Source organism: Methylobacterium sp. SD274 (genome assembly GCF_017355285.1).
Taxonomy (GTDB): Bacteria; Pseudomonadota; Alphaproteobacteria; order Rhizobiales; family Beijerinckiaceae; genus Methylobacterium.
In genome coordinates this window covers 70,409-94,596 of the sequence record NZ_JADIJP010000011.1, presented here as the reverse complement: position 1 = coordinate 94,596, position 24,188 = coordinate 70,409, and the positions used below count along the sequence as shown (strand labels likewise).

Below are 24,188 nucleotides of genomic sequence, written 5' to 3'. Positions count from 1 at the left end.
CCACGCTCGCCGCTTCGGGGCAATCGCATGGAGGCAATGGGGTTCGAGATGGCGGGCGGTGCTTGCGAGCGGTCGGCCCTCCGTGGGAGAAGCCGGCAACCGGGCCGTCGTCTCGAGCGCGGTTTTGCTCCCGCCACCGACCGACGGGACGAGGATGCGGCTGACACGCGCCAGGACGGGAGCGTGTCACGATAAAGGAGCTCGCCGTGGACCGGATCGCCGACGAACGGCCTCTCAGCCAGGAAGCGGCGACACGCGGCGCAGTCCGGGTGCATGCACCCGCGCGCCTGCATTTCGGGTTTCTCGATCTTCATGGCGGCCTCGGCCGGCGCTTCGGGAGCATCGGCCTCGCGGTCGACGCCCCCTCCATCGATCTCACCGCGAGGCCGGCGGCGGCGCTCCGGGTGGACGGGTTCGAGGCCGGGCGCGCCAGGGGCTATGCCGAGGCGGCGGCGCGCCATCTCGGCATCGCAGGGCACGCCGCCTTGCAGGTGGACCAGGCGATCCCCGCCCATGCCGGTTTCGGCTCGGGCACGCAGCTCGCGCTGAGTGTCGCCGCGGCGCTGGCCGCCCTCGACGGCCGTCCCTTTTCACCCGATGCCTTCGCCGATGCCCTCGACCGTGGCAACCGGTCCGGCGTGGGCCTCGCCGCCTTCACCCAAGGCGGGCTGATCGTCGACGGGGGCCGAGACGCCAGCAATGGCCCGCCGCCCCTGATCGCGCGTCTCGCCTATCCTGAAGCGTGGCGGGTGCTGCTCATCCTCGACGAGGGCATGACGGGAGTGCATGGCACCCGTGAGGTCGAGGCCTTCCGAGACCTGCCGCGCTTCCCGGAGGCGCAGGCGGCCGAGATTTGCCGCATCGTACTGATGCAGGTGCTGCCCTCCGTCGCCACGGCGGAGCCCGAAGGATTCGGGGCCGGCATCACCACCATCCAGCGGTTGATCGGCGACCACTTCGCGCCGCATCAGGGAGGGCGCTATGCGAGCCCCGCCGTGGCGGAGGCCCTTGCGGCGATCGCCGCCAGAGGGGTGGCCGGCTACGGCCAGAGTTCATGGGGGCCGACCGGCTTCGCCCTCCTGGCGTCGGAGGCCGAGGCCCAGGCGCTCAAGGCCGACCTCGAACGTCCCGGTTCCCTGCGCTTCGTGATCGCGCGCGGACGCAACAGCGGCGCCTCGGTCACGCGACTTTAAGGGAACCTGGCGCATGAGCGACGCTTGACCATGCCGGCCCAGGCCGGTTCTGGATGTAGACGTGAAAGAAACCATGCGAGAGGCGACCCCGCGAGGGAGTCGGACACTTGCGGAGGAGACAGACGATGGCCCGTTCGATTCTGCATATGCTGACGCCCCTCAAGCATATGAGCCCGTTCGACGTGAACATGGCTGTGGATGCTGGCTTCGAGACGATCGCGACCTATACGGACGTAACCCTGCCGGACGTGACCTCCCTGGTGCAGGATTCGATCTTCTCCCGCTCGCCCCAGGACGGTACGCGCACCAGCATCTTCATCGGCGGTAAGAATGCCGAGGATGCCCTCGACATGATGGACCGGGCGAAGAAAGCCCTGGTACCGCCCTTCGCCAATCACATCGTGGCCGATCCGGCCGGGTCCTTCACCACCGGTGCCGCCATGGTCGCCGAGGTGACCCGCGCCCTCAAAGCGAAGTTCGGCACCGACCTGAAGGGCAAGCGCATCGTCATCTTCGGCGGAGCCGGCGTCGTGGCTTATGTGGCGGCGGTGATCGGCGCGCTGGAAGGCGCCAAGACCGTCCTCGTCGGGCATGATGGCGAGGAGCGTGTCAGCAAGATCGCCTTCACGATGAAATGGCGCTTCGGCATTGATGTCGGCGCCGTCGACGGCTCCACCGGCGATGCGCGCCGCGCCGCCATCGCCGAGGCCGACGTGATCCTCTCGGCCGGCCCGGCCGGCGTCCCGATCCTGTCGGCGACGGATCTCGAATCGGCGCCGAAGCTCCTCGTCGCCTCCGACGTGAACGCAGTACCGCCCGCCGGCATCGCTGGAATCGACGTGAACGCCAAGGACGTGGCGCTGCCCACGGGCAAGGGTATCGGCATCGGCGCGCTCGCGGTCGGCAACGTCAAGTACCAGACCCAGTCGCGCCTGTTCCGCCAGATTCTCGCTGCCGACGAGCCCCTCTGCCTCGATTTCCGCGACGCCTACAAGGTCGCCGTCGAGGTAGCCGGCTGACGGGCACTCGTCCGCTCGCTCGATCCTACCCATGACCTCATCCTGAGGTGTCCGCGAAAGCGGGCCTCGAAGGAGGTCTCCAGCTCCCGCCGAGCAAACTGGAAGCCTCCTTCGAGGCCTTCGCTTTGCTCGTCGCCTCAGGATGAGGCAGGGTGGTGGGAGCGGCGTAGGAGTGATCCGAAGCGATCGCCGCAATGGCAGCATCATCCGAACGGCGTCCGTCCCAGGGTGACGCACTTCTCATCGCCGCCCAGTCCGGGCGCGCTCTGGCGCAGGCCGCGCGCAGGGCGGGCCTGCGCCCCTATGTCCTCGACCTCTTCGGCGATGCCGACACCCGCGCCCTCGCCGAAGGCTATCGCCCCGCCGAGGGCCGTTTCGGCGAAGGGCTGACGGGGGAGGGCGTTCTGGCCGGGCTCGATGCCCTGGCCGCCAAGACGGACAAGCCACCGATCGGACTGGTTCTCGGCAGCGGCTTCGAGACCGCCCCGGATCTGATGGAGGAACTGGGCCGGAGCCACAGGCTGCTGGGGGCCACGCCCCGCTCGGTCCGGGCCCTGAAGGATCCGTTCGCCTTCGCCGCCCTCTGCGCGCGGCACGCGATTCCCCATCCCGAAGTGACACGGGACCTTCTGGCTGACCGGTCGGGCTGGCTGGTCAAGCGTGCCGGCGGGTCCGGCGGCAGCCATATCCGCCCCGCGGGCATGGGCCGGGCCCCACCCGGCGCCTACTTCCAGAGACGCGTCGATGGAACAGCCCATGCGGTCGCCTTCCTGGCCGACGGGCGCGAGGTGGCGATCCTGGCGGTGACCGAGCAATGGAGCGCGCCGTCTGCCTTACGCCCCTTCCGCTATGCCGGTGCGCTGGAACGGGCGGCCCACGAGCCGCCTTTCCTGGCCGCCCCCGCCCTCGACGCGATCACGGCGGCGATTGGTAGCCTCGTCGCCGCGACGGGGCTTCGCGGCCTCGCCAGCGCCGACCTCCTCGTCTCCGAGGCGGGATGGTGGCTCACCGAGATCAACCCGCGCCCAGGAGCCACGCTGGACATCCTGGACCGACGCAACACGCCACTGCTGACCGCGCATATCGACGCGAGCCTCGGCGTTTTGCCGCGAATCGAACCAGCACCGGTGGATGCGGCGGCCACGGAAATCTGGTACGCGGCAGCCGGCTACGCGCCGATGCCGCCCCTCGACTGGCCGGATTTCGTTCGCGACCGCCCACAATCCGGCGCCCCCGTGGCACGCGATGCACCGTTATGCACCGTGTTCGCCCAAGGTCCGGACTCGGCCGCCACCCGAGACCTATTGCGTGTCCGGGCCGCCACTCTGCGGACCCTGCTCGCCCCGACGGAGGAAGCCCGATGACCACCCATCCCCCCGCCACGCTCCGGACCACGCCGAGCCTGAACGCCCTGTCCGCTCCCCTCGTGGAGAAGCTAGTGGCGGACGCCGAGGCCCTGCGCCTTGCCGTCACCACCGAGAACGGCGCGCGCATGGTCGATGCCGGCGCCACCGTGCGCGGCTCCATCGAGGCCGGACGGCGCATCGCCGAGATCTGCCTCGGCGGCCTCGGCACCGTCTCGATCGTTCCCACAGGACCGATCGCGTCCTGGCCCTATTCCGTCGTGGTGCATTCCGCCGATCCGGTTCTGGCCTGCCTCGGCAGCCAGTATGCCGGCTGGTCGCTTGCCGACGAGACCGGGGATTCCGGTTTCTTCGCCCTGGGTTCCGGCCCCGGCCGCGCCGTCTCGGTGGTGGAAGACCTCTATAACGAGCTCGGCTACCGTGACACGGCCAGCCGGACCGCCCTGGTGCTCGAAGCCGCCGGCGGACCGCCCGCCTCCGTCATCGCCAAGGTCGCCGAGGCCTGCGGCCTGTCGGCCGAGGCCCTGACCTTCATCTACGCACCGACCCAGTCGCTGGCCGGCTCGACACAGGTCGTCGCCCGCGTCCTCGAAGTCGCCCTGCACAAGGCCCATACCGTGGGCTTCGACCTGCACAAGATCGTCGACGGCATCGGCTCGGCCCCGCTCTCGCCGCAGCATCCGGATTTCATCCAGGCCATGGGCCGCACCAACGACGCCATCATCTATGGTGGCCGGGTGCAGCTCTTCGTCGAGGCCGACGAGGCGGATGCCAAGCAACTCGCTGAGCAGCTTCCCTCCACCACCTCCGCCGATCATGGGGCGCCCTTCGCCGAGATCTTCGGCCGGGTGAACGGCGATTTCTACAAGATCGACGGCGCGCTCTTCAGCCCGGCCGAGGTCATCGTCACCTCGGTGACCACCGGCAAGAGCTTCCGCGGTGGCCGGCTGATGCCGGAACTGGTGGAAGCCTCCTTCAGCTGAGGCCCATCACGCAACCCTCCCCCCTCCGCGGGGGAGGGTGGTCGCGGAGCGACCGGGAGAGGGGAAGCCCTGTCCGGAACCGGCGCTCCCCTCTCCCGACCCGCTTCGCGGGCCACCCTCTCCCGCAAGGGGGAGAGGGATCGACGTCGAGGTTGCGAACAACATGCGCATCGGGCTCGCGGCCGATAACGGCAACTGGCACAAGGCTCGATTGAGGGCCGCCCTGGAACATCTCGGCGCCGAGCCGGTGCTGTTTTCGCTCGCCGACGTGGCGGTGGTCACCGGCGCGGGTGAGCCGCTGCGGGTGCCGGGGTTCGCGGACGGCCTGCCCGACGGCGTCCTCCTGCGCACCATCGCCGGGGGTACCTTCGAGGCCACCACCATGCGGCTCGGCGTGCTCCACGCCCTCGTCGCATCCGGGGTCACGGTGTGGAATTCCCCCGGTGCCATCGAGCGCTCGGTGGACAAGGCCATGACGAGCCTCCTCGTCGCCAGGGCCGGACTTCCCACCCCCGACACCTTCGTCTTCTCCAGCCGCGAGGCCGCCGCCGCCTGCGTCGCCCACGAGGCGGGACCGGGCCGGCCGCTGGTGCTCAAACCGCTCTTCGGCTCGCAGGGCGAGGGTTTGCAGCTGATCGAACGGCCGGAAGACCTGCCCGCCGAAGAGGCCGTGTCGCGGGTCTATTATCTCCAGCGCTACATCGCGCGGAACGACGGCCTCTGGCGCGATTACCGGGTCTTCGTCTGCGAGGGCCGGGCTATCGCCGCCATGATCCGCGAAGGCGACGGCTGGATCACCAACGTCCATCGCGGGGGCCGGCCATTGCCCTGGGCGATGCCGGAGAAGGCTGCCGAGCTCGCCGAGCGGGCCGCCGCCGCCATCGGCGTCGACTATACCGGCATCGACCTCGTGGAAGACGGGGAGGGCGGATACCTCGTCCTCGAAGTCAATTCCATGCCGGCCTGGTCGGGCCTGCAGCAGGTCACCGAGGTCGACGTCGCGGCCGCCGTAGCCCGGGGCTTCCTCAACGCCGTACGGGCAGCGAGGCCCCCCCGGCTCCTCGCGGCATCGGGATGAGCCGGCTCTCGCCGGAGGCGATCGCCACGGCCTACCAGGCGTGCTGCTTGGCCGAGCTCGATGCCCTGAAACCCGGAAACGTCCACGTCTTCGGCGACGGCCACCGCATGGCGGTGGCCGATTTCGTCACGAGCGCCGAAATCTCCGCTCCCCATCTCGCGGAACCCGGCGCGCGGGTCGGCCGGCGCGTGCGCACCGCCATGGAGGCGACCCTCGGCGCGGTGGGCCAGAACACCAATCTCGGCATCCTCCTCCTCTGCGCGCCCCTGGCGCTCGCCGCCGAACGCGGCGGCCCCTTGCGCGAGGCGTTGAGCCACGTTCTCGTTACCCTCGACGCCGCCGATGCGACCGACGTCTTCGCGGCGATTCGCGCCGCCAATCCGGGCGGCCTCGGCCGAGTCGAGCGGCACGACGTGACCGAATCGGTAGCGCCCGCCAGCCTCGTCGCTGCCATGGCAGAGGCGGCCCCGCGCGATCGGATCGCCCGCGCCTACGTCACCGATTTCGCCGACATCTTCGGCATCGGCCTGCCCGCATTGGCGGCGGCGCGCGGCAAGGGTCTCACGCCCCCCTGGAGCACGACCGCGGTCTTCCTCGGCTACCTCGCGGCCGTCCCCGACAGCCATGTAGCGCGCAAGCACGGGCCAGACCGCGCCGACGCCCTGCGCGCCGAGGCGGCGGAGCTTCTCTCTCTCGATCTCGCCACGCACCCCGTCACCGAGCTCTTGGCACGGGACCGCTCGTGGAAGGGCCAGAACCTCAATCCGGGCACCAGCGCGGACATGACGGTGGCCACCCTCTTCGCCGACCAATTGCTGGCGGCCGGGATGGAACAGCCGTGACACCGGCCACCCGGTGCCGGCGGAGTGCGCCATAATTCATGAAACGGCGCGTTCAACCCCCCGTTAGACAAAGATTTTGCTCGAATCCGCCCCCCCTGCAGGGTTGTTCCGGCAGAGACCCCAGAGTAGGGTCCGCGCCGCGATCCGGGCAAACCGGTCCGGTCCTCATGGGACTGGACGCCGTGAACAAGGATGGCTTTCGGCCGCGCCAAACTACGGGGCGGTCATGCTTTTTCAAGACTCCTGGGAGAAACCCCACATGGCGAAGATCAACAAAGTTCTGGTCGGCGAGGCTCTCGTCGGCGATGGCAACGAGGTCGCCCACATCGATCTCATCATCGGACCGCGCGGTTCGCCGGCCGAGACGGCTTTCTGCAACGGCCTCGTGAACAACAAGCACGGCTTCACCAGCCTGCTCGCGGTCATCGCGCCGAACCTGCCCTGCAAGCCGAACACCCTGATGTTCAACAAGGTCACCATCAACGACGCCCGTCAGGCCGTCCAGATGTTCGGCCCCGCCCAGTACGGCGTTGCCAAGGCCGTGCAGGACGCCGTTGCCGAAGGCATCATCCCCGCTGACGAAGCCGACGACCTGTTCATCCTGGTCGGCGTGTTCATTCACTGGGAAGCTGCCGACGACGCCAAGATCCAGAAGTACAACTACGACGCCGTGAAGCTGTCGATCCAGCGCGCCGTCAAGGGCGAGCCCACCGCTGCCTACGCCACCGAGCAGCGCAACTCCGCTTCGCACCCCTTCGCGTCGAACGCTTAGATCGGGGACAGTCCTGGGCAGAGCGCGCCTCCGCCCGCACCGCGGGGCCTGCTCCAGCGACTGGCTTCCATCTTCCTCGGACGATGAAACATGAAACGAGGCGGCTCTGGCCGCCTCGTTTTTTTATGGCCTCGACACTCTTGGATCGCCCCTCTACCGCCGCAGCGTCCCGTCGTGGATCGCGGTGGCCACCAGGGCGCCCGTAACGCCGATCTCCTCCAACGCGGCGACATCCCCCGGTCCGCGCACGCCGCCCGCCGCGTAGAGCCGCGTCGCGGGGCTGGTCCTGCGGATCTCGGACAGGCGGTCGAGATCCGGCCCGGTCCCCGCGCCGACACGGCTCAGGGTCATCACGATGACCTCGGAAGGCCAGTGCGCCGGCTCGTCATGGAGTTCCGCCGGCCCCATCCTCTCGGCCCCCCGGCTATCGAGGGAGAAGACCGCGCGGTCTCCCAGCGCTCGCACCAAGCCGGCATCGTGCTGGCTCTCGCTACCGATCACCGGGCGGCCCAACCCCTCCGCCAGGAACGCATCGACGCCGGCGGCCCCTGAGAATCCCGCATCGACCCAAAGCTGTACGCCCGGACAGGCGAGAGCGACCTGCGTGAGACTGCCGAGATCGGGAGGCCTGCCATCGATGATCGCATCGAGATCGGCGACATAGAGGATGTGCGCGGCGATCGCGTCCGCCAGCCCCCGCGCGACCTCCCCGGGCGACGATCCCTTTGCCAAGGGCGTCACGATCGGGGCATAGGAGTCGCGATCCCCGGCCCTGGCCCGCACCACCTCTCCGTGGCGCAGGTCGATCACCGGAACGATCCGAAACCCATCCTTCATCGCGTTCCTCCCTGTACGGACTTGCCCGTGACATCTGCCGCATCCACGCACAACCCGGTGATCGGCTGGGATCTCGGAGGGGTCCATGTCAAGGCGGCCCTGGTTCGGGGCGGCCGGGTCGAGGCGGTGGTGCAGGCGCCCTGCCGTCTCTGGCGCGGCCTTCCCGCCCTCGACGAGACGTTTTCGCAGCTGCCGGATTGGGCGCGCGGCGAGGCCGAACACGTCGTCACCATGACGGGCGAACTCACCGACTGCTTCTCCGACCGCACCGATGGCGTGGCGCAGCTCTCCGCCTGGGCGAGCGCGAATCTCGCCGGTTCGGTGCGGATTTATGGTGGCCGGGCCGGGCTCCTCGCGCCCGGCGAGGCGACGGGCGCCGCCATCGACGTGGCCTCGGCGAACTGGCACGCCACGGCGGCCCTGGCTGGCCGCCACGCGGCGAACGCGCTCCTCGTCGATATCGGCTCCACCACGGCCGACCTGATCCCCATCGTGGACGGCCACCCCGCCGCCACCGGTTACAGCGACGCCGAGCGCCTGGAGACGGGCGAACTGGTCTATTCCGGCGTGGTGCGCACGCCCGTCCTCGCCTTCACCGCCTCCGCGCCGTTCAAGGGCCGACGCACCGGCCTGATGGCCGAAACCTTCGCCACCACGGCCGACGTCTACCGGCTCACCGGCGACCTGCCCGAGGGGGCCGACCAACAGCACAGCGCCGACATGAAGGGCAAATCGATCCCCGAGACCGAGATCCGCCTCGCCCGTATGATCGGCCGCGACCATGCGGAGGGAGGCTCAGCGGATTGGCGCGCTCTCGCGGCGCATTTCGCCGAATGTCAGCTCCGTCCCCTCCACGACGCGGCGGCGATCCTGCTCTCGCGCCCCGACATCGCGGCGGATGCGCCCCTGATCGTCTGCGGGGCGGGGCGATTCCTGGCAGAGCGGCTGGCCCGGCGCCTGGGACGCCCGGCCGTGGCGCTCACCGACCTCATCGCGCCGTCGCTCGCGGAGGAGGGCGCCGACTGGGCCTCCACCTGCGGCCCGGCCGTGGCGGTGGCCCTGCTGGCCGCCGAAACCATCCAACACTGAACCGAACGGGAGACCCGCATGAGCGCCACGCACAAACTCGCCCGTATCCTCGCCACGCGCTCCGGCGCGGGAATCGAGCTCGCCCTCGCCACCGAGAGCGGCCAGACCCTCAAGGTACTGGCGAGCCAGGACCAGATCGACATGCTGGTGGACGAGTTGGAGGACATCCTCAATTCGCCGGCCGAGCCCGGAGACGACGAGCCGCCGGCGGCGGCGTGACGCGCCGCTCCCCTCAGTAGGCGTCGCGCTCCTCGCGCTCCTCGTCACCTAGCAGACCCCGGATCTGGTCGAGGCAGCCCTGGAGGATGTAGGCGGCCGCCAGCATATCGACGACCTCACCGCGCTTGGCCCGAGAGGCATCCGCCGCGATCAAGGCCCGCGTCACTGCCGCCGTGGACAGGCGCTCGTCGCAGAAGAGCACCGGCAGGTCGAGCAGGGGCTTCATGTTGCGCACGAAGGAGCGCGTGGCCTGGACGCGCGGCCCTTCGCTACCGTCCATGTTGAGGGGCAGCCCCATGACGAGGCCGCCGACCTGGTGAGCCTCGCACAGGAGGCGCAGGCGCGCGACGTCGGGGGTGAACTTCACCCGGCGGATGGTCTCGAGCGGCGAGGCGATCTGCCGGCCCACATCGGACAGGGCGAGCCCGATCGTCTTGGTTCCGAGATCGATCCCGATGAGGCGTCGGCCGCCTGCGGACGCCGCGACGAACGCCCGGACCTCGTCTTCCGTCACGAGACCTGGCCCAGGAAGGTGGAGGGCAGGGGCTCCGCGCCCATGCCGAGGATGCCGCGCACGGCGGGGCCCTGAACCCGTCGCATGAGGTCGGGAAGGTCGCTCCCCCCGAACCGCACCGATTCGAGATCGGCGCCCATCACCCAGATCTCGTATTCCCGGCGCTCGGTCTGGTCCGTGCCGACGACCACGTCCCAGAACAGGAACTCGCCCGCTTCGGTCTCACCGAAGAAACAGGCGCGCTCGACCACGCTCGGATCGTCCCCCTCGATATCGAAACGATGGCCCTCCCGCATCTCGATCACGGAGGCGATGCTGTGCGCGATCAGTTCCGAGCGGGTCACGAGGTCCGCGCTCTCGGTGGAACTCGGAATCGCGATGCGGATGGAACCGCAGGCGAGCCCTGCACCGCATTCGAGGCAGAAGCTACGGTAGCTTTCCGGCAGCGGGAAACCGAGTTCGGCCTCGGCACGGTCGAGATCGGCCGGATCGGCTTTCGGCCCGGCAGTGAATTCGGTGAACACCGTCTGCCACATGATGTCTGTCCTCGACGCGCTAGACCCTACTCCGGAGGGAATAGCCGCGTGGGACGCAAATGCGCCAGACGTCCACGAAGGATTCCTCGACGTGACGCCGCTGGGTTCGCTCGATCCCGTCCCCGGCTCGACGCAATGCGTTGCCCGGGCCGCGACCAGGAACCCAGCGCGTCCTCTCATGCGCCCCGAGGCGAGATCGCGATGGTCAGCCACAGATTCCATCCCGCCGGGCGGTTCTCCGCTTCGAACTCGCGGTAGAATTTGAGGTTGAGATACCCTTGGGCGTCGCCCACCGGAAACAGGTAGCCGGCTTGGGGTCCCGCCGCGAAGACCCTGCCCTTGAACGGGCCAAATGTAGCGCCGCGTCCGCGATCGCCGGTCACCTGCTGATAGACGTAGCCGACCAGCCCGATCTGGTATTGGTCGCCGATGAACTTCGACGCCGAGAAGTCGATATGTGCGTCGATACCGTTCTGATACTGTGTCTTGGTATTCTCGAAATTATACGTCATGCCGGCGACGGCCGAGAGTTCGTAGCCCAAGTCCTTATCGTAATAGGTGTAGCCGAAACCGGCGTCCTGGCCCCAATGCCCGATGCCGAAATTGGCCAGGCGTGATGAGTTGTAGGTGCCGGACGGGACGTTCGTGAGGGTATAGACGAGGTAGTTGTGATTTCCGGCGCTCCAGCGCATCGAAGCGGCTGGCGTCAGGTCCATGATTCCAACCCGGGAATCGTTCCTCACATCGGTGATGGCGACGGCCATCCCGCCGAATGCGCCGAACAGGCTGAGGGACAATTGCCCGTCGAGCACCGGCGTTGGGAGGGAATAGGTGATCCCCGCATAGGCGAGGTCAGCCCTCTCGGAGACGTTCTGAACCCTTGCGGTCGAGTGGTAGTAGGTCAGGCTCGTCGACCATCCCGGCATGCCCGGCACCGCCGCCATGCTGGCGAAGGAGCCGGCCAGATACAGGTTCGCTCCCCCTTCGTCCGCCCGTGCCGGAGCGGTGAGGAAGGTCGCCGTGATGGAGGCCAGCAACGCAGCCAGCACGTGCATGGTCCTGATTCTGGTCGCTGACTTTGCCACGGCGCTCACTTTCTGGTTGTCCCGAAGCGAAAGAGTCGCCGGACGCACATCTCGGTCGGTCGGTTGTGGCGTCACGATGTGGGCAGCGAGACCGTGGGCAGAGTGGCCGTGGGCGGTTCGACCTGAAGGGCCGTGCGATTGAACCTGAGAAGGTAGAGAAAATAGACGCCGCCCGTGACGAGCAGCCCCACCACGATCAAGTCGGGGACCAAAGCTGCATCGGGCGTGACCAGCACGAACAGCGCGCCCATCAGCCAGACGAGGGCGATGACGGCGACGGGTACCTCGAAAGCGCCCAGGTCGAAGGCGCCGACCCGTCGGTCGAGCTTCTTTCGCACGGCCAGATAGAGAATGACCGTGACGCCGTAGCTGAGGATCGGCAGGATCGTGGACGCCGTGATCAATTGCAGAAGCGCCTCGCCCGGAAGCGCAAGCATGAGAAGTATGCCCCCGACGAGGACCAGGATCGTCGCCGGAATCGGCGTCTGCGTCCGCGGGTGGACCTGGCTCATCAGACGCGACGCGGGAAAGCGGCCGTCCCGCGACATCGCGTAGACCAGCCGTGCCGCGGTCGCCATCACGACCATTCCGCAGGCGAAGAAGGCGAATGTCACCGCGGCCATCATGATCGTCTTCATCATGGGGCCGAACTGGTCGTGGAGAATCTCGGCCACCGGCGAGTCGCTCAGGGTGATCCGCTGGACATCCGGAATGGCGACGGTGAGCGCGATCAGGAAAAGCAGCCCCAGCACACCCGCGGCGACGACGGATCCAACGATGGCGCGAGGAACGCTGCGAAACGGGTCCTTGGCCTCCTCGGCGACATTGGCCGCGGCGTCGAAGCCCACGAGGGTGGAGAGGCCCATCAGCATGGCGAGCATCAGGCCCCCGCCGACCTTGAAATAATCGGGGTCGGCGGCGGCCGTCCCGCGGGAGGTCAAGTTGGCGAAGGAGCCCATCCCGTTCATTGCGATCGCGATCGGCAGAAGGATCACGAGCAGGATGACGATCATCACCTCGATGCCGACGGCGGTCCCGTTGATCAGGCCGACGAGGCGCGTGGACACGATGGTCAGCACGGCCTGGACCAGCAGGATCGCCAAGGTGATCCACCGGGCCGTCTGCTCGTCGGGCGCCATGCCGAGCAAGGGCATGAGCGCCTGACTGGCGAGTGCGTTGTCCACCGCCACCACGCCGATGCCGAGGTAACAGAAGCTCAAGAGACCGAACCACCAGCCGATTGCCGGATTGGCGAGGCGCGACGCCCATTGATAGGACGAGCCCGTCAGGGGAATGCGGGCCGCGAACTGTGCGATGACGAGGGCGACGAAGGTCTGCCCGATCGCCACGATCGCCCAGAGCCAGATCCCGACCGGGCCTGCACTGCGAAGGACGTCGTCGAAGGTGCCGAATATCCCGACGGCGACCGAAATGAAGGCAAAGGAAACGGCGAAGACTTGAAACGAACCCAAAGTTCGCTTCAGTTCCTGGCGGTAGCCCCCAAGCTCTGCGGAGGTTTCTTCCCCACGCAGCCCATGCGGAAACTGTTCCATGATCACCTGCCGCCCCTCGCAGCGATGATTTGCCCCCACCGCATGCTTGGGCGTTAAGCGAAAAAGCGTCCCTCAACAATTGAGAAATTGGCGCGGTCACAGTGTTGGTGAGTGCCTCGCAGCCCACAGCTTTGATAGAAACGACAAACACGGCATTCGATCTCTGAATATTCAGACACATCGAATCTCAGAACGGCAGCTTTTCCCGATTAAATCGCCACCGCACAAAGACCATCCATGACTTACAGGACGGAGTCTGAGCTCTATCTGGCAGCACAGGTCGTCTGGTTCTCACCAGAAGAGTCATATCCGACCGGATATGGTCTGGCCCGATACGACTCCCGGTTGTTGTCGTGACGCGTCTTGTTTCGACGAGCCGGTTTCCGCGTCGTGGGAATGCGCTCTTGTTGGCAGAAGCTGGGAAGCTGTGCCGACCGTCCCATGAGACGGAGCGTCAAGACAATCCGATGGGCCGCGTATCGCCCGGCCTCGGCGACGGCATTGCTGGAGCGAACATGCAGTTGCTTGCCGCCTCGCTCATCCGACGATTCGTGTCGAGCCGGCACCCTCGTTCGAATCCGTTTGGATTGAATGTGCCGGGCGGCTCAAGCGGGGACGCCGTTGGCGTGAGGAATATGTGCTGACAGCAGCAGCGCGCGACTTCCTCCCCGTCTTGATGATGGGAGCCTGGGCGCAGCGGAACCGCGGCGTCGACCTCGCTCGCTTCGTCGACGATACGACGGGCCTGGAGATCGAGCCCATTGCCGTCGATGCGCCCAGTCACGAAGCCGATCGATCTCCACGGTAAGGTTGGGCGGCACGCGGACGGCATCCGCAAGGCCATAGGTATAGCGCTCCTGCTATGGCCCCCGCCTATTGGCTCAGGGATGTCGAGCGCCGCTTGGTATTCGCAACACCAATGGGTGTTCGTTTAACGATTTCCAATGATGATCCCTACACGGCTGCCTATGGATTCTTGAGTGGCAGCGTTCGGAGATCATCGTGTCTTTCCAAAATCTTTCCATCCGCACGAAGCTGGTTGCGGCCTTCTTGATCCTGACCCTCCTTACCGTCGGGCTGGGCGTGCTTGGCCTGCTCGGGACACAACGCATGCGCGAGCAGGCGCTCAAGATCGAGACCAACTGGCTGCCGAGCGTACGTATTCTCGGTGAGATCGATACGCTCACAGCGCGGACGAGCGCGCTCGTTCTCCGGCACACGCAGGCCACCGACCCGGCACTGGTCGCCAGTATCGAGAAGGATATGGAGCGTTTCGGCAAGAAGCTCGACGAGAAGAAGGCCGCCTACGAACCGATGATCGCCTCACCGGAGGAGAAGACCCTTTACGAAACGTTCACCCGTGAAGCCGGGAACTTCGAGGCGGTGCGCCGGTCCATTCTCGATCTCTCGCGCGCCGGTCAGAAGGCACAGGCCTACGACCTGTATGAGCAGAAAGGCATCATTCCGCGCCGCGCGGCCTCGGCGGCTCTCGATAAGCTGGTCGCGATGAATAACGAAGGGGCCAGCGCCGCCGAGACGGACAGCAAGGCCGTATTCGAGACGACGCGTGCCTGGGGGATCGGTGCCATCGCGCTCAGTCTCGTCATCTCCGCGCTCTCGGCGGCATTGATCGTTCGCGGGGTCACGCGCGGCATCGGATCGGTGGTTCAGCCGATGCAGGCCCTGGCGGCCGGCGACCTCTCGGTGACGATCCCGCATCAGGGCGCCCGGACCGAGATCGGCACCATCGCCGACGCGGTGCAGGTGTTCAAGGACGGGTTGATCAGGATGCGGGCCCTCGAGGAGGAGACGGTCCTGGCGCGGGCCGGGGCGGAGGCACAGCGCAAGGCGGCCATGAAGGCCATGGCCGACCGTTTCGAGGACGCGGTCGGAGGCATCATCTCCATGGTCACGAGTTCGGCCACCGAGCTGCAGGCAACCGCGCAGAGCATGGCCGGCACCGCGACCCAGACCGCCAACCAGACCACGAGCGTCGCGGCGGCGGCGGAAGAGGCCGCCTCCAATGTCAACACCGTCGCGGCGGCGGCCGAGGAACTCGGCTCGTCCGTTCTCGAGATCGGGCGCCAGGTGAGCACCTCTGCCACGATGGCGCAGAGTGCCGTTCAGGAAGCGGCCGAGACCGCCGAACTGGTCCAGCAGCTGAACACGGCGGTGTCCCGCATCGGCGACGTCGTGACGATGATTACCTCGATCGCCGGCCAGACCAACCTGCTGGCGCTCAACGCCACCATCGAAGCGGCGCGAGCCGGCGAGGCGGGGCGAGGGTTCGCCGTGGTGGCGGCCGAGGTCAAGGAACTCGCCAACCAGACGGCGCGGGCCACGCAGGAGATCGGGGAGCACATCAACCAGATCCAGGGCTCCACCGACCGTGCCGTGTCGGCGATCGGCAGCATCGCCTCGCGCATCCAGGACATCAGCGGCGTCGCGACGACGATTGCGGCCGCGGTCGAGGAACAGGGAGCGGCGACCCAGGAGATCGTGCGCAATGTGGCCCAGGCCGCGATGGGCACGAGCGAGGTGACGAGCAACATCTCGGGCGTGGCGGGAGCGGCCGAAGAGACAGGAGCGGCGGCAAGCCAGGTTCTCGGCGCCGCTTCGGATCTGTCGCGTCAATCCGAACACCTGAACGCCGAGGTCGACAGGTTCCTGGCCACCGTGCGCGCGGCCTGACGCAACCGATCACGAGGGTGGGGCGACGTTCCGGAGCCCCACCCGGAGAGCGGGGTACCCAGGCGGACTTCAAGTCCACCTCTGCATCAGGTGGCCATCCGAACTGCCGGACGAAGAGGAGGCATCGCCTCGACCAGCACCACCTGCGCTGCGGTTTGTAACCGCACCGGCCCCGAACCGCATCGTCGTTCCGCCGACAGGCCACCGCAAGACGAACCGGCAACGGGTGGTAACCCGCTTTGGCAATTGCAACACGTTCATGCCCTCCGTAGTTAAGGATTTCTTAACGATACGGAGACACCATGCGTCGGCTCGGCCGAATATCCCTCTGCCTCGACATGGTGCGACCGGCGCCCACGGGTCCGCGAACCGGACCTGCCGACGGCGAGGGCCGGTTGTCGTTCCGGCACAAACTCATGCTCGCCTTGGCTCTCGAAATTCTGGTCCTTGGCTTCCGGCAGTCGGAAATCGTCCGGCAGGACAAAGGTATCGTCGTCGAGACTCCCTCTCATCCCGGCAATGCCATTGTCTGAGTTAGGGCTTCCGCCCGCCCCCGGCGTTGCGGCGCCGCGAAGCCCGGTGCTATAGCCCGGCCTCTGACGCGCGTTCCGGCGCAGGTCCCGAGGTCCGAAGGCAGCATGTCGGTCGACGCAACCACAGTGAGGCGCATCGCGCATCTGGCGCGTATCGCAGTGAGTGACGACGAGGTCGCGCCGCTGCAGGGCGAACTCAACGCCATTCTCGCCTTCGTCGAGCAACTCTCCGAAGTCGATGTGAGCGGCGTGGAGCCGATGACCTCGGTCACCCCGATGGCGATGAAGAAGCGGACCGACGTGGTCACCGATGGTGGTCACGCTCGAGACATCGTCTTCAACGCTCCCGAGACCGAGGACCATTATTTCCTCGTCCCGAAGGTGGTCGAGTAGCTCCGTCGATTTCGTGATTCTTGCCCGCTGAGAGGGACCGCGCGGCGCCGGAAACGGGCGACGGGGTCCGGCGGGCTTTGGAGGACAGGCCCCATGACCCAGATCAACGAACTCACCCTGGCCGAGGCCCGCGACGGGCTGAAGGCCAAGGACTTCTCCGCCACGGATCTCGCCAAGGCGCATCTGGCCGCCATGGAGAAAGCGCGGGGCCTCAACGCCTATCTGCTGGAGACGCCGGACCGCGCTCTGCAGATGGCGGAGGTCTCCGACGCCAAGATCGCCTCCGGCGAGGCACGGCCCCTCGAAGGCCTGCCGCTCGGCGTCAAGGACCTGTTCTGCACCCACGGGGTCGCCACCACGGCAGGCTCCAAGATCCTCGAAGGGTTCCAGCCGCATTACGAATCCGCCGTGACCCACAATCTGTGGCGCGACGGCGCGGTGATGCTGGGCAAGCTCAACCTCGACGAATTCGCCATGGGCTCGTCGAACGAGACGTCCGCCTATGGCGACGTGGTCTCGCCCTGGCGCCGGAGCGGCTCCGAGGCCAAGCTGGTTCCGGGCGGCTCGTCCGGCGGTTCGGCGGCGGCGGTGGCGGCCCATCTCTGTCTCGGAGCCACCGCCACCGATACCGGCGGCTCGATCCGTCAGCCCGCCGCCTTCACCGGCACCGTGGGCATCAAGCCGACCTATGGCCGCTGCTCGCGCTGGGGCACCGTCGCCTACGCTTCGTCGCTCGACCAGGCCGGCCCCATCGCCCGCACGGTGCGCGATTGCGCGATCCTGCTCGGCTCCATGTCCGGGCCGGATGCCCGCGACACCACCTGCGCCGACCTGCCCGTTCCCGATTTCGAAGCGGCGGTGGCGCGGGGCGTGAAGGGCCTCACCATCGGCATTCCGAAGGAATACCGGGTGGACGGCATGTCCGCCGAGATCCAGGCCCTCTGGGACCAGGGCGCCGCGATACTGAAGGATGCGGGCGCCACGATCCGTGAGATTTCGCTGCCGCATACCCGCTACGCGCTCCCGGCCTATTACATCGTCGCCCCGGCCGAGGCCTCCTCGAATCTCGCCCGTTATGACGGCGTTCGCTACGGCCTGCGCGTGCCCGGCAAGGACATCGCCGGGATGTACGAGAACACCCGTGCGGCGGGCTTCGGCCGCGAGGTGAAGCGGCGCATCATGATCGGCACCTACGTGCTCTCGGCGGGCTATTACGATGCCTATTACGTCCGCGCGCAGAAGATCCGCACCCTGATCAAACGCGATTTCGAAGAGGCCTACGCCTCCGGGATCGACGCGATCCTGACGCCCGCCACCCCGTCCGCCGCTTTCGGCATCGGCGAGAAGGGCTCTGGCGACCCCGTCGAGATGTACCTCCAGGACGTCTTCACCATCACGGTGAACATGGCCGGCCTGCCCGGCATCTCGGTGCCGGCCGGCCTCGACGCGCAGGGGCTGCCATTGGGCCTCCAACTCATCGGGCGCCCGTTCGACGAGGAGACGCTGTTCGCCGCCGCCCAGGTGATCGAGGAAGCCGCAGGCCGGACCAAGCTGCCCGCCGCGTGGTGGGCATGAAAGCGCGGCCATGACCGTTCCGGTCTATCCTTTCGACGTCTGGATCTGGGCCGCGTTCGATCCCGTCCTGATCGCCATCGCGCTGGTCATGGGCTGGAAGTCGGATCAGTTCGTGAAGGTCATCCTGGTCTCGCTGATGGCTTTCGCCATCTCGGTGCTGGTGTCCTGGGCCGTTACCGCCATCGGCATCCCCTGGCCGGCGCCGGTGAGCCATGACGGGCCGACCTTCTTCCCCATCCGCTGGATGGCGGGCTTCCTGTGGGGCACCGTGGGCTTCATGGCACACCAGCTCTACCGCCTGCGCGCTTGACCGCGCCGGCCGGTCCTTCCACCTTTCCGGCGCGGTTTCGCGCCGCGCAACACTGAATCCGGGCCATCATGACCGCTGCCGTGAACCCTAAGAAGCTCATCAAGGGCGGCCTGCACGACTGGGAGGTCGTGATCGGCATGGAGATCCATGCTCAGGTCACGAGCCGCTCCAAACTGTTCTCCGGCGCTTCCACCGAGTTCGGTGGTGAGCCGAACGACCACGTCTCCCTGGTGGACGCGGCGATGCCCGGCATGCTGCCCGTCATCAACGAGGAATGCGTGGCCCAGGCCGTGCGCACCGGTCTCGGGCTGAAGGCGCAGATCAACCATCGCTCCGTGTTCGACCGGAAGAACTACTTCTATCCAGACCTGCCACAGGGCTACCAGATCAGCCAGTTCAAGGACCCCATCGTCGGCGAGGGCGAGGTGCTGGTGGACCTGCCCGAGGGCGAGACCATCACGGTGGGCATCGAGCGCCTGCATCTCGAGCAGGATGCCGGCAAGTCCCTGCACGACCAGAACCCGACCCAGAGCTTCGTCGACCTCAACCGCTCGGGCGTCGCCCTGATGGAGATCGTCTCGCGGCCGGATCTCCGCTCGTCGGAGGAGGCGCGCGCCTACGTGACCAAGCTGCGCACCATCCTGCGCTATCTCGGCACCTGTGACGGCGACATGGAGAAGGGCTCCCTCCGGGCCGACGTGAACGTCTCGGTGAGGAAGCCCGGCGACCCGCTCGGCACCCGTTGCGAGATCAAGAACGTCAACTCGATCCGCTTCATCGGGCAGGCCATCGAAGTAGAGGCCCGTCGCCAGATCGCGATCATCGAGGATGGCGGCACGATCTCCCAGGAAACCCGGCTGTTCGATCCGGGCAAGGGCGAGACCCGCTCCATGCGCTCTAAGGAAGAAGCGCACGATTACCGCTACTTCCCCGACCCGGACCTACTGCCGCTGGAATTCGACCAGGCCTATGTCGATGCGCTGGCCGAGGGACTGCCGGAACTGCCGGACGCCAAGAAGGCCCGCTTCATCGAATCCTACGGCCTCTCGCCCTACGATGCCGGCGTGCTCATCGCCGAGCGGTCTTCGGCCGATTATTTCGAGGCGGTGGCCAAGGGCCGGGACGGCAAGGCCGCGGCGAACTGGGTGATCAACGAGCTGTTCGGGCGCCTCAACAAGGAAGGCCACAGCATCGAGACGAGCCCGGTCTCGGCGGACCAGCTCGGCGCCATCGTCGATCTCATCGGCGAGGGCGTGATCTCGGGCAAGATCGCCAAGGACCTGTTCGAGATCGTCTGGTCCGAGGGTGGCGACCCGCGTCAGGTCGTCGAAGCGCGCGGCATGAAGCAGGTGACGGATACCGGCGCCATCGAGGCGGCGGTGGACGAGATCATCGCCAAGAACCCCGACAAGGTGCAGCAGGCCAAGGAAAAGCCGACCCTGCTCGGCTGGTTCGTCGGCCAGACCATGAAAGCCACCGGCGGCAAGGCCAACCCGGCGGCCGTGAACGCATTGCTGAAGGCGAAGCTCGGAATCGAATAAGGCTGGGCCGATCCTGGACGCGGACCGCTTTGTCCTCAGGAAGGACACGAAGGCGGCCGCGCCCTACACCGACCTCCTGCATGTGGGCGCCAGCGCCATTCCGGGGTGTCTCACGAAAGGCGACCTCAATCTCGTCGTGCGGGTGGATGCGGCGGAGTTTGCCCGCGTAGAGACGGCAATCGCTGCCTCATTCCGGATGATGAAGCCCGGCTCGATCCGAACGGACGATTCGCAGCCTTCGCGGACGAGACACGCGCGATTCCGCCGGGCATCCAACTCACCGTCGAGAATGGCCGCTATTGGCGCAGTCCAACGCGTTCAAGATGGGGTGCGACGGGCTTTCCATGGCGACGTATCACGCCGAAGAAGGCGGCCTTCATCGACGCGGCGCTGACCGCCTGGGCGCGACGAGGGTGATCGTATCGAAGAGAGCGATCGCCTAACGCGCTCGGTCATCGTGAGACCGTGCAGCCGAGCCGCGGCTCACGGCTTCTGCGAGCGGCTTCCGGCACGACGCTCAGATCTGCGAACGCCCTTCATGGAAGGAGAGGGACCTGCGCCAGCCGAAAGCGATGCTTTCATGGGTTATCCCGCTCGCGCGGATCGCGCAGCGGGTGGGCCCCGAAACCAGACGATCCCCATCGTAATCCGCCACGAACCATGGCCGATCCTGCAAGGACATAGGCGGCGGAAGCGGTCGAGTTGGGGCATTCTGCGTATTCGAAGTCGTGCCGTGTCGGCCGCTTCTGCACCCCGGAGACCGCCTCCGTCCCGTAATTCGTGTTTGTGCTGCTCAACGTCCGGACCGAATTAAACCCGGATGATCGTCACAGCATCCTGCTGGGGTGGAGTCATTCCCGTCTCCTGCGGCTAAGTTGGTCGCGATCGACAAACGATCAGCGCCTCCTCGTTGCTTGAGATGTGCTTTGCTTCGAAGCACATGATCAAGGTGCGACTGGATTTGACCCGCGTCAAGTCCCTATCTCCACTTTCTCGAACCTGTATTCATTCCCATCTGAACGGTTCGGGAAAAGCTATGGACCTTCAGGCGCTTGGCGCCTCGCGGCCGCCGCGAAGAACCGCCTCAGGCGACGTTTCGCAGGGCGCCGCTCCCGGTCGAGGGGGAAAGGCTCGGCGCCTTGCCCGTCGCCGCCTCGTAATCGGCGGCCAGATCCGCAGCGCCGCGCAGACGCCCCGGCTCGTCGCGGTAGCTGCCCGTTCCGGCCACGGGTGCCCCCTGCCATTGCCTCTCGATCGCCAGACGCTCGGGCGTGCCGGCGAAGGCGGCGATGAAAGCATCCGCCGCCATGAGCAGGCGGCAGGCGCTCGGATGGTCGGCGACGGCGGCAGTGTAGTACCAGGGCGCGGGTGCGATGTTGCCGGGCACGATCTCGATGCGGCCGCGCCACGGGCTGTCGGCGCCGGTGCAGGCCCAGTGCATGATCGGCGCGTCCACGGCGAAGGCATCCACCACGCCCTCGGCCAGAGCGTCGTGGATGCGGCCCTGGTCGGTGATCGGCACGAGGCTGCCGAGGGTCGCTACCCGCCTTCCCTTCGCCTGGAGGTTCTCGGCCCAGCGCAGTCCGGCGGCCTCCAGCGTGGCGTAGGCGCTCGGATCGTTGATGACGCCGAGCGTCCGGCCGTCGAGGTCGGACAGGCTGCGGATGCGCGTGTCGCCGGCCCGGCGCGCCAGCACGTAGTGGAGATGGGTATAGGCCTGCGAATAGGCGATGGCGCCGAATCCCGGGCTCGGCGGCAGGGCCGACCAGACGATGTCGGCGGGTGCCTCGGCGGCGGTCCGGCCCGCATCGAGCAGTTCCGTGCACTGGTCCCAGGGGCATTCGACGAAGACCGGCGCGACGCCGAGGGAGCGAGCGAAGGCCGTGGCATAGGCGATGTCGAGGCCGAGCAGGGCGCCGCCGGCGGACTTGCGGAAGGACAAACCCTTGAAATCGGGTTCCACGGCGATCCGCAGGGTACCACGTGCCCGGATGTCGTCGAGGAGATCGAAGTTCTTCGGACGGCGAGCGAGACCGTGCCGGGCCATGTCCGGCGCGGGCAGGCCCGAGGCGGCCGCGTGGAGCGTGGCATCGGCGAGGGCCAGGGCGCGAGACGTCTTGGCCTCGGTCCGGTCGATACTGCTCTGCATGGCGCCGAGAGCCTCGCCGATGGAGGCGTTGCTGGCGCTGATCGAGGACAGTTCGACGCCCACACCGCCGAGCAGGGTCTCGATCCGGTCGGCGGTGGACCGAACGGCGCCGGCGAGTCCGTCCAGGGCATGGTCCGTCGAAACCCGCAGGGCAGAGAGATCGGCGCGGACATCGGAGAAATCGATGATGCCGGCCGCGTTGCGCGCACTCTCCCGGGTCTGGTCGGCCAGGGCGCGGACCTCGGCGGCAACGACGGCGAAGCCGCGCCCATGCTCGCCGGCCCTCGCCGCCTCGATCGTCGCGTTCAACGACAGCATCCGGATCGTCGCGCCGATCCCATCGATGGCGGCGACGATCCGGCTCGCCTCGGCAGCCTTGGTGTCGATGCGCACGCCGATGCGGGCGATCTCGGCGTTGATCGCGCGCATGGCCTGCCCGACCGCATCCACGAGTTCGCCGCGGAGGCGCTCGGCAGTCCCCGCCGCCGTGTCGCGCCCGACGCTGCCGAGCGTCGCCGCCAGGGAACGGTCGACGCCTGTCGATTGGCGACGGATCTCGCGGGTGAAGCTGGCGGCCTGTCCATTGGCGCGGGCGGCGTGGCGCATGAGTGTCGCCATGCCGGCCACCGCGTCGGTGACGCCCACGTCTTCGGGCGCCGCGGTCGGGTCGTTCTCAAAGGCGTCGATGGATTTCAGCACGTGACCCGACCCAGCCGAGAAGATGCCGGAAGAATCGCCCATGGTCCTTAAGCGCGGTTGAAACCTCTTCGCGATCCGTGCTCAACTTCGCGCCAATACTGAAGAAGTTTTCACCTCTTCATCGCTGGCACATGCTGCCCCAAGGCATTCGGCGAAGCGCGACGTCTTCGCGGCCAGGGCTTCAGCGGGCCGCCGCCCCCGGAACACGCTCCTGCCCGGCGGAGGCGGAGGGTCCCGTAAAGCGGTCGCGCAGGGTCTTCCAGAACGTGCCGCCATGGGCACCGGGCTCGCCCACGGAGACGGTGGCGTTCATGCCGGCCACCAGGGTGACGCCCTCGGGAACCCTCTCGATGCGGATGCGCACGGGGACGCGCTGGGCGAGGCGCACCCAGGTATATACCGGGTCGACATTGGGCAGGCCCTGCGTGCTCGGCGAGGCGTTGGCGTTGCTGATGCCAAGCGTGATGCTCTCCACCCGGCCATCGATGAGAGCCGAGTAGCCGAGGAGTTCGGCCCTCGCCACGTCACCCACACGGATATGGGCCAGCTTCGTCTCCTCGAAATAGCCGTCGATCCAGAACGAATCGGTGTCGATCACCGCGACGTTGACGGTGCCGGCGGTGGCGTAGTCGCCCGCACGCAGAAGGAGGTTGGTGACACGCCCCTTCACCGGCGAGCGTACTTCCGTGCGCCCTCGGTTGACCCTGGCCTGATGCAGCTGCGCCTTCGCGGAAGCCAGTGCCGCCTCCGCGATCTTGGCGGTGCCGGCATATTGCTGCTTCTCCTCCACCGAGGTGGAGAGGGTGGTCAGGGCCTCACGCCGGGCCGCCTGGGTCCGCTTCACCTGAAGGTCGGCCTCGCGGTTCTCCAGTTCGGCCTGGGCGGTGGCGATGGAAATGTCGAAATCCACCGGATCGATGACGTAGAGCACATCGCCCTTGGCGACGTTCTGGTTGTCGGCCACGCGAAGATCGACGATCTGGCCGGAGACCTGGGGCGCTACGCTGGCCACCTGCACGCGGACGCGCCCGTCGCGGGTCCAGGGCGCGGTGACGTAGAACTGCCAGACCAGGGCGGCGGCCAGGCAGGCGCAGGCCAGGATCACAACGGTCGCCAGGAGCCGCACCACGCGCCACCATCGGCGCCTGGCGAGGGACGGCGCGCGCTCGCGGGACGGGCGAGCATCGGAGAGATCGTCGTCGGCCATTGTCAG

The 24,188-nt window shown here is 67.4% G+C and carries 21 protein-coding genes and 1 pseudogene; 15 read left to right on the top strand and 7 right to left on the bottom strand.

What is annotated here, in order from left to right; genetic code table 11:
- Positions 1-206 precede the first annotated feature (206 nt).
- From IPV08_RS11840 to fae, 7 genes are all read left to right on the top strand, one after another.
- A complete protein-coding gene (locus IPV08_RS11840; RefSeq protein ID WP_207412036.1) occupies positions 207-1,193 on the top strand; it encodes a beta-ribofuranosylaminobenzene 5'-phosphate synthase family protein in 987 nt (328 codons plus the stop codon).
- 125 nt (positions 1,194-1,318) lie between these two features.
- Complete coding sequence (locus IPV08_RS11835) at positions 1,319-2,212, top strand: NAD(P)-dependent methylenetetrahydromethanopterin dehydrogenase (RefSeq protein WP_207412035.1); 894 nt, start codon at positions 1,319-1,321, stop codon at positions 2,210-2,212.
- A 194-nt stretch (positions 2,213-2,406) separates the two neighbouring features.
- Positions 2,407-3,576, top strand: coding sequence for an ATP-grasp domain-containing protein (locus IPV08_RS11830; RefSeq protein ID WP_207412034.1), 1,170 nt, complete (start codon positions 2,407-2,409; stop codon positions 3,574-3,576).
- Positions 3,573-4,559: a methenyltetrahydromethanopterin cyclohydrolase gene (gene mch / locus IPV08_RS11825; protein ID WP_056423976.1), complete on the top strand. Its 987-nt coding sequence runs from the start codon at positions 3,573-3,575 to the stop codon at positions 4,557-4,559. The genes IPV08_RS11830 and mch overlap by 4 nt, the downstream gene beginning before the upstream one ends.
- Before the next feature lie 163 nt (positions 4,560-4,722).
- On the top strand, positions 4,723-5,637 hold the full coding sequence (locus IPV08_RS11820; RefSeq protein WP_207412033.1) for a RimK family alpha-L-glutamate ligase: 915 nt from the start codon (positions 4,723-4,725) through the stop codon (positions 5,635-5,637).
- Positions 5,634-6,479, top strand: a complete 846-nt coding sequence (locus tag IPV08_RS11815) for a triphosphoribosyl-dephospho-CoA synthase (protein WP_207412032.1) — start codon at positions 5,634-5,636, stop codon at positions 6,477-6,479. The genes IPV08_RS11820 and IPV08_RS11815 overlap by 4 nt, the downstream gene beginning before the upstream one ends.
- 259 nt (positions 6,480-6,738) lie before the next feature.
- Entirely contained in the window at positions 6,739-7,251 is a 513-nt protein-coding gene (gene fae / locus IPV08_RS11810) for a formaldehyde-activating enzyme (RefSeq protein WP_018043473.1), read from the top strand.
- 153 nt (positions 7,252-7,404) lie between these two features.
- On the opposite strand, the gene IPV08_RS11805 is transcribed toward fae, so the two are convergent.
- Positions 7,405-8,088, bottom strand: a complete 684-nt coding sequence (locus IPV08_RS11805; RefSeq protein ID WP_207412031.1) for a HisA/HisF-related TIM barrel protein — start codon at positions 8,086-8,088, stop codon at positions 7,405-7,407.
- A 27-nt stretch (positions 8,089-8,115) separates the two neighbouring features.
- Between IPV08_RS11805 and IPV08_RS11800 the strand changes: the two genes are divergently transcribed.
- Together IPV08_RS11800 and IPV08_RS11795 are read left to right on the top strand one after the other, a co-directional pair.
- Complete coding sequence (locus IPV08_RS11800; RefSeq protein ID WP_207412030.1) at positions 8,116-9,177, top strand: hydantoinase/oxoprolinase family protein; 1,062 nt, start codon at positions 8,116-8,118, stop codon at positions 9,175-9,177.
- An 18-nt stretch (positions 9,178-9,195) separates the two neighbouring features.
- Positions 9,196-9,396 (top strand): hypothetical protein, encoded by a 201-nt coding sequence (locus tag IPV08_RS11795; protein WP_056423983.1) that lies wholly within the window; start codon positions 9,196-9,198, stop codon positions 9,394-9,396.
- Positions 9,397-9,409: 13 nt separating this feature from the next.
- Here the strand turns inward: IPV08_RS11795 and ruvX are convergent, their stop codons facing one another.
- From ruvX to IPV08_RS11775, 4 genes are all read right to left on the bottom strand, one after another.
- A complete protein-coding gene (gene ruvX / locus IPV08_RS11790; RefSeq protein WP_018043477.1) occupies positions 9,410-9,910 on the bottom strand; it encodes a Holliday junction resolvase RuvX in 501 nt (166 codons plus the stop codon).
- Positions 9,907-10,446 carry an SMI1/KNR4 family protein gene (locus IPV08_RS11785; protein ID WP_207412029.1) on the bottom strand — a complete coding sequence of 180 codons (540 nt, stop codon included), beginning with the start codon at positions 10,444-10,446 and terminating at the stop codon, positions 9,907-9,909. The genes ruvX and IPV08_RS11785 overlap by 4 nt, the downstream gene beginning before the upstream one ends.
- A 176-nt stretch (positions 10,447-10,622) precedes the next feature.
- On the bottom strand, positions 10,623-11,501 hold the full coding sequence (locus IPV08_RS11780; RefSeq protein ID WP_207412028.1) for a transporter: 879 nt from the start codon (positions 11,499-11,501) through the stop codon (positions 10,623-10,625).
- Between the two features lie 101 nt (positions 11,502-11,602).
- A complete protein-coding gene (locus tag IPV08_RS11775; RefSeq protein WP_207412027.1) occupies positions 11,603-13,084 on the bottom strand; it encodes an amino acid permease in 1,482 nt (493 codons plus the stop codon).
- A 625-nt stretch (positions 13,085-13,709) separates the two neighbouring features.
- On the opposite strand from IPV08_RS11775, the pseudogene IPV08_RS24580 reads away from it, so the two are divergent.
- The 6 genes and pseudogenes from IPV08_RS24580 to gatB form a co-directional block, all read left to right on the top strand.
- A pseudogene (locus IPV08_RS24580) lies at positions 13,710-13,892 on the top strand (hypothetical protein); the annotation flags it as partial.
- A gap of 194 nt (positions 13,893-14,086) precedes the next feature.
- Positions 14,087-15,775: an MCP four helix bundle domain-containing protein gene (locus tag IPV08_RS11770; RefSeq protein WP_207412026.1), complete on the top strand. Its 1,689-nt coding sequence runs from the start codon at positions 14,087-14,089 to the stop codon at positions 15,773-15,775.
- A gap of 638 nt (positions 15,776-16,413) precedes the next feature.
- Positions 16,414-16,701, top strand: coding sequence for an Asp-tRNA(Asn)/Glu-tRNA(Gln) amidotransferase subunit GatC (gatC, locus tag IPV08_RS11765; protein WP_056424141.1), 288 nt, complete (start codon positions 16,414-16,416; stop codon positions 16,699-16,701).
- Between the two features lie 93 nt (positions 16,702-16,794).
- Entirely contained in the window at positions 16,795-18,276 is a 1,482-nt protein-coding gene (gatA, locus tag IPV08_RS11760) for an Asp-tRNA(Asn)/Glu-tRNA(Gln) amidotransferase subunit GatA (protein WP_207412025.1), read from the top strand.
- Between the two features lie 10 nt (positions 18,277-18,286).
- Complete coding sequence (locus IPV08_RS11755) at positions 18,287-18,586, top strand: hypothetical protein (RefSeq protein WP_056424145.1); 300 nt, start codon at positions 18,287-18,289, stop codon at positions 18,584-18,586.
- A 68-nt stretch (positions 18,587-18,654) separates the two neighbouring features.
- Entirely contained in the window at positions 18,655-20,127 is a 1,473-nt protein-coding gene (gatB, locus tag IPV08_RS11750) for an Asp-tRNA(Asn)/Glu-tRNA(Gln) amidotransferase subunit GatB (protein WP_056424146.1), read from the top strand.
- A gap of 1,084 nt (positions 20,128-21,211) precedes the next feature.
- On the opposite strand, the gene IPV08_RS11745 is transcribed toward gatB, so the two are convergent.
- Positions 21,212-23,017: a methyl-accepting chemotaxis protein gene (locus IPV08_RS11745; RefSeq protein WP_207412024.1), complete on the bottom strand. Its 1,806-nt coding sequence runs from the start codon at positions 23,015-23,017 to the stop codon at positions 21,212-21,214.
- Positions 23,018-23,156: 139 nt separating this feature from the next.
- Positions 23,157-24,182, bottom strand: coding sequence for a biotin/lipoyl-binding protein (locus IPV08_RS11740; protein WP_207412023.1), 1,026 nt, complete (start codon positions 24,180-24,182; stop codon positions 23,157-23,159).
- Between the last annotated feature and the right edge of the window lie 6 nt (positions 24,183-24,188).

Coding starts and splice junctions, on each gene's coding strand:
- IPV08_RS11835 (WP_207412035.1), top strand. CDS start 1,319: ATGGCCCGTTCGATTCTGCATATGCTGACGCCCCTCAAGCATATGAGC.
- IPV08_RS11830 (WP_207412034.1), top strand. CDS start 2,407: ATGGCAGCATCATCCGAACGGCGTCCGTCCCAGGGTGACGCACTTCTC.
- mch (WP_056423976.1), top strand. CDS start 3,573: ATGACCACCCATCCCCCCGCCACGCTCCGGACCACGCCGAGCCTGAAC.
- IPV08_RS11820 (WP_207412033.1), top strand. CDS start 4,723: ATGCGCATCGGGCTCGCGGCCGATAACGGCAACTGGCACAAGGCTCGA.
- IPV08_RS11815 (WP_207412032.1), top strand. CDS start 5,634: ATGAGCCGGCTCTCGCCGGAGGCGATCGCCACGGCCTACCAGGCGTGC.
- fae (WP_018043473.1), top strand. CDS start 6,739: ATGGCGAAGATCAACAAAGTTCTGGTCGGCGAGGCTCTCGTCGGCGAT.
- IPV08_RS11805 (WP_207412031.1), bottom strand. CDS start 8,088: ATGAAGGATGGGTTTCGGATCGTTCCGGTGATCGACCTGCGCCACGGA.
- IPV08_RS11795 (WP_056423983.1), top strand. CDS start 9,196: ATGAGCGCCACGCACAAACTCGCCCGTATCCTCGCCACGCGCTCCGGC.
- IPV08_RS11785 (WP_207412029.1), bottom strand. CDS start 10,446: ATGTGGCAGACGGTGTTCACCGAATTCACTGCCGGGCCGAAAGCCGAT.
- IPV08_RS11780 (WP_207412028.1), bottom strand. CDS start 11,501: ATGCACGTGCTGGCTGCGTTGCTGGCCTCCATCACGGCGACCTTCCTC.
- IPV08_RS11775 (WP_207412027.1), bottom strand. CDS start 13,084: ATGGAACAGTTTCCGCATGGGCTGCGTGGGGAAGAAACCTCCGCAGAG.
- gatC (WP_056424141.1), top strand. CDS start 16,414: ATGTCGGTCGACGCAACCACAGTGAGGCGCATCGCGCATCTGGCGCGT.
- gatA (WP_207412025.1), top strand. CDS start 16,795: ATGACCCAGATCAACGAACTCACCCTGGCCGAGGCCCGCGACGGGCTG.
- IPV08_RS11755 (WP_056424145.1), top strand. CDS start 18,287: ATGACCGTTCCGGTCTATCCTTTCGACGTCTGGATCTGGGCCGCGTTC.
- gatB (WP_056424146.1), top strand. CDS start 18,655: ATGACCGCTGCCGTGAACCCTAAGAAGCTCATCAAGGGCGGCCTGCAC.
- IPV08_RS11745 (WP_207412024.1), bottom strand. CDS start 23,017: ATGGGCGATTCTTCCGGCATCTTCTCGGCTGGGTCGGGTCACGTGCTG.
- IPV08_RS11740 (WP_207412023.1), bottom strand. CDS start 24,182: ATGGCCGACGACGATCTCTCCGATGCTCGCCCGTCCCGCGAGCGCGCG.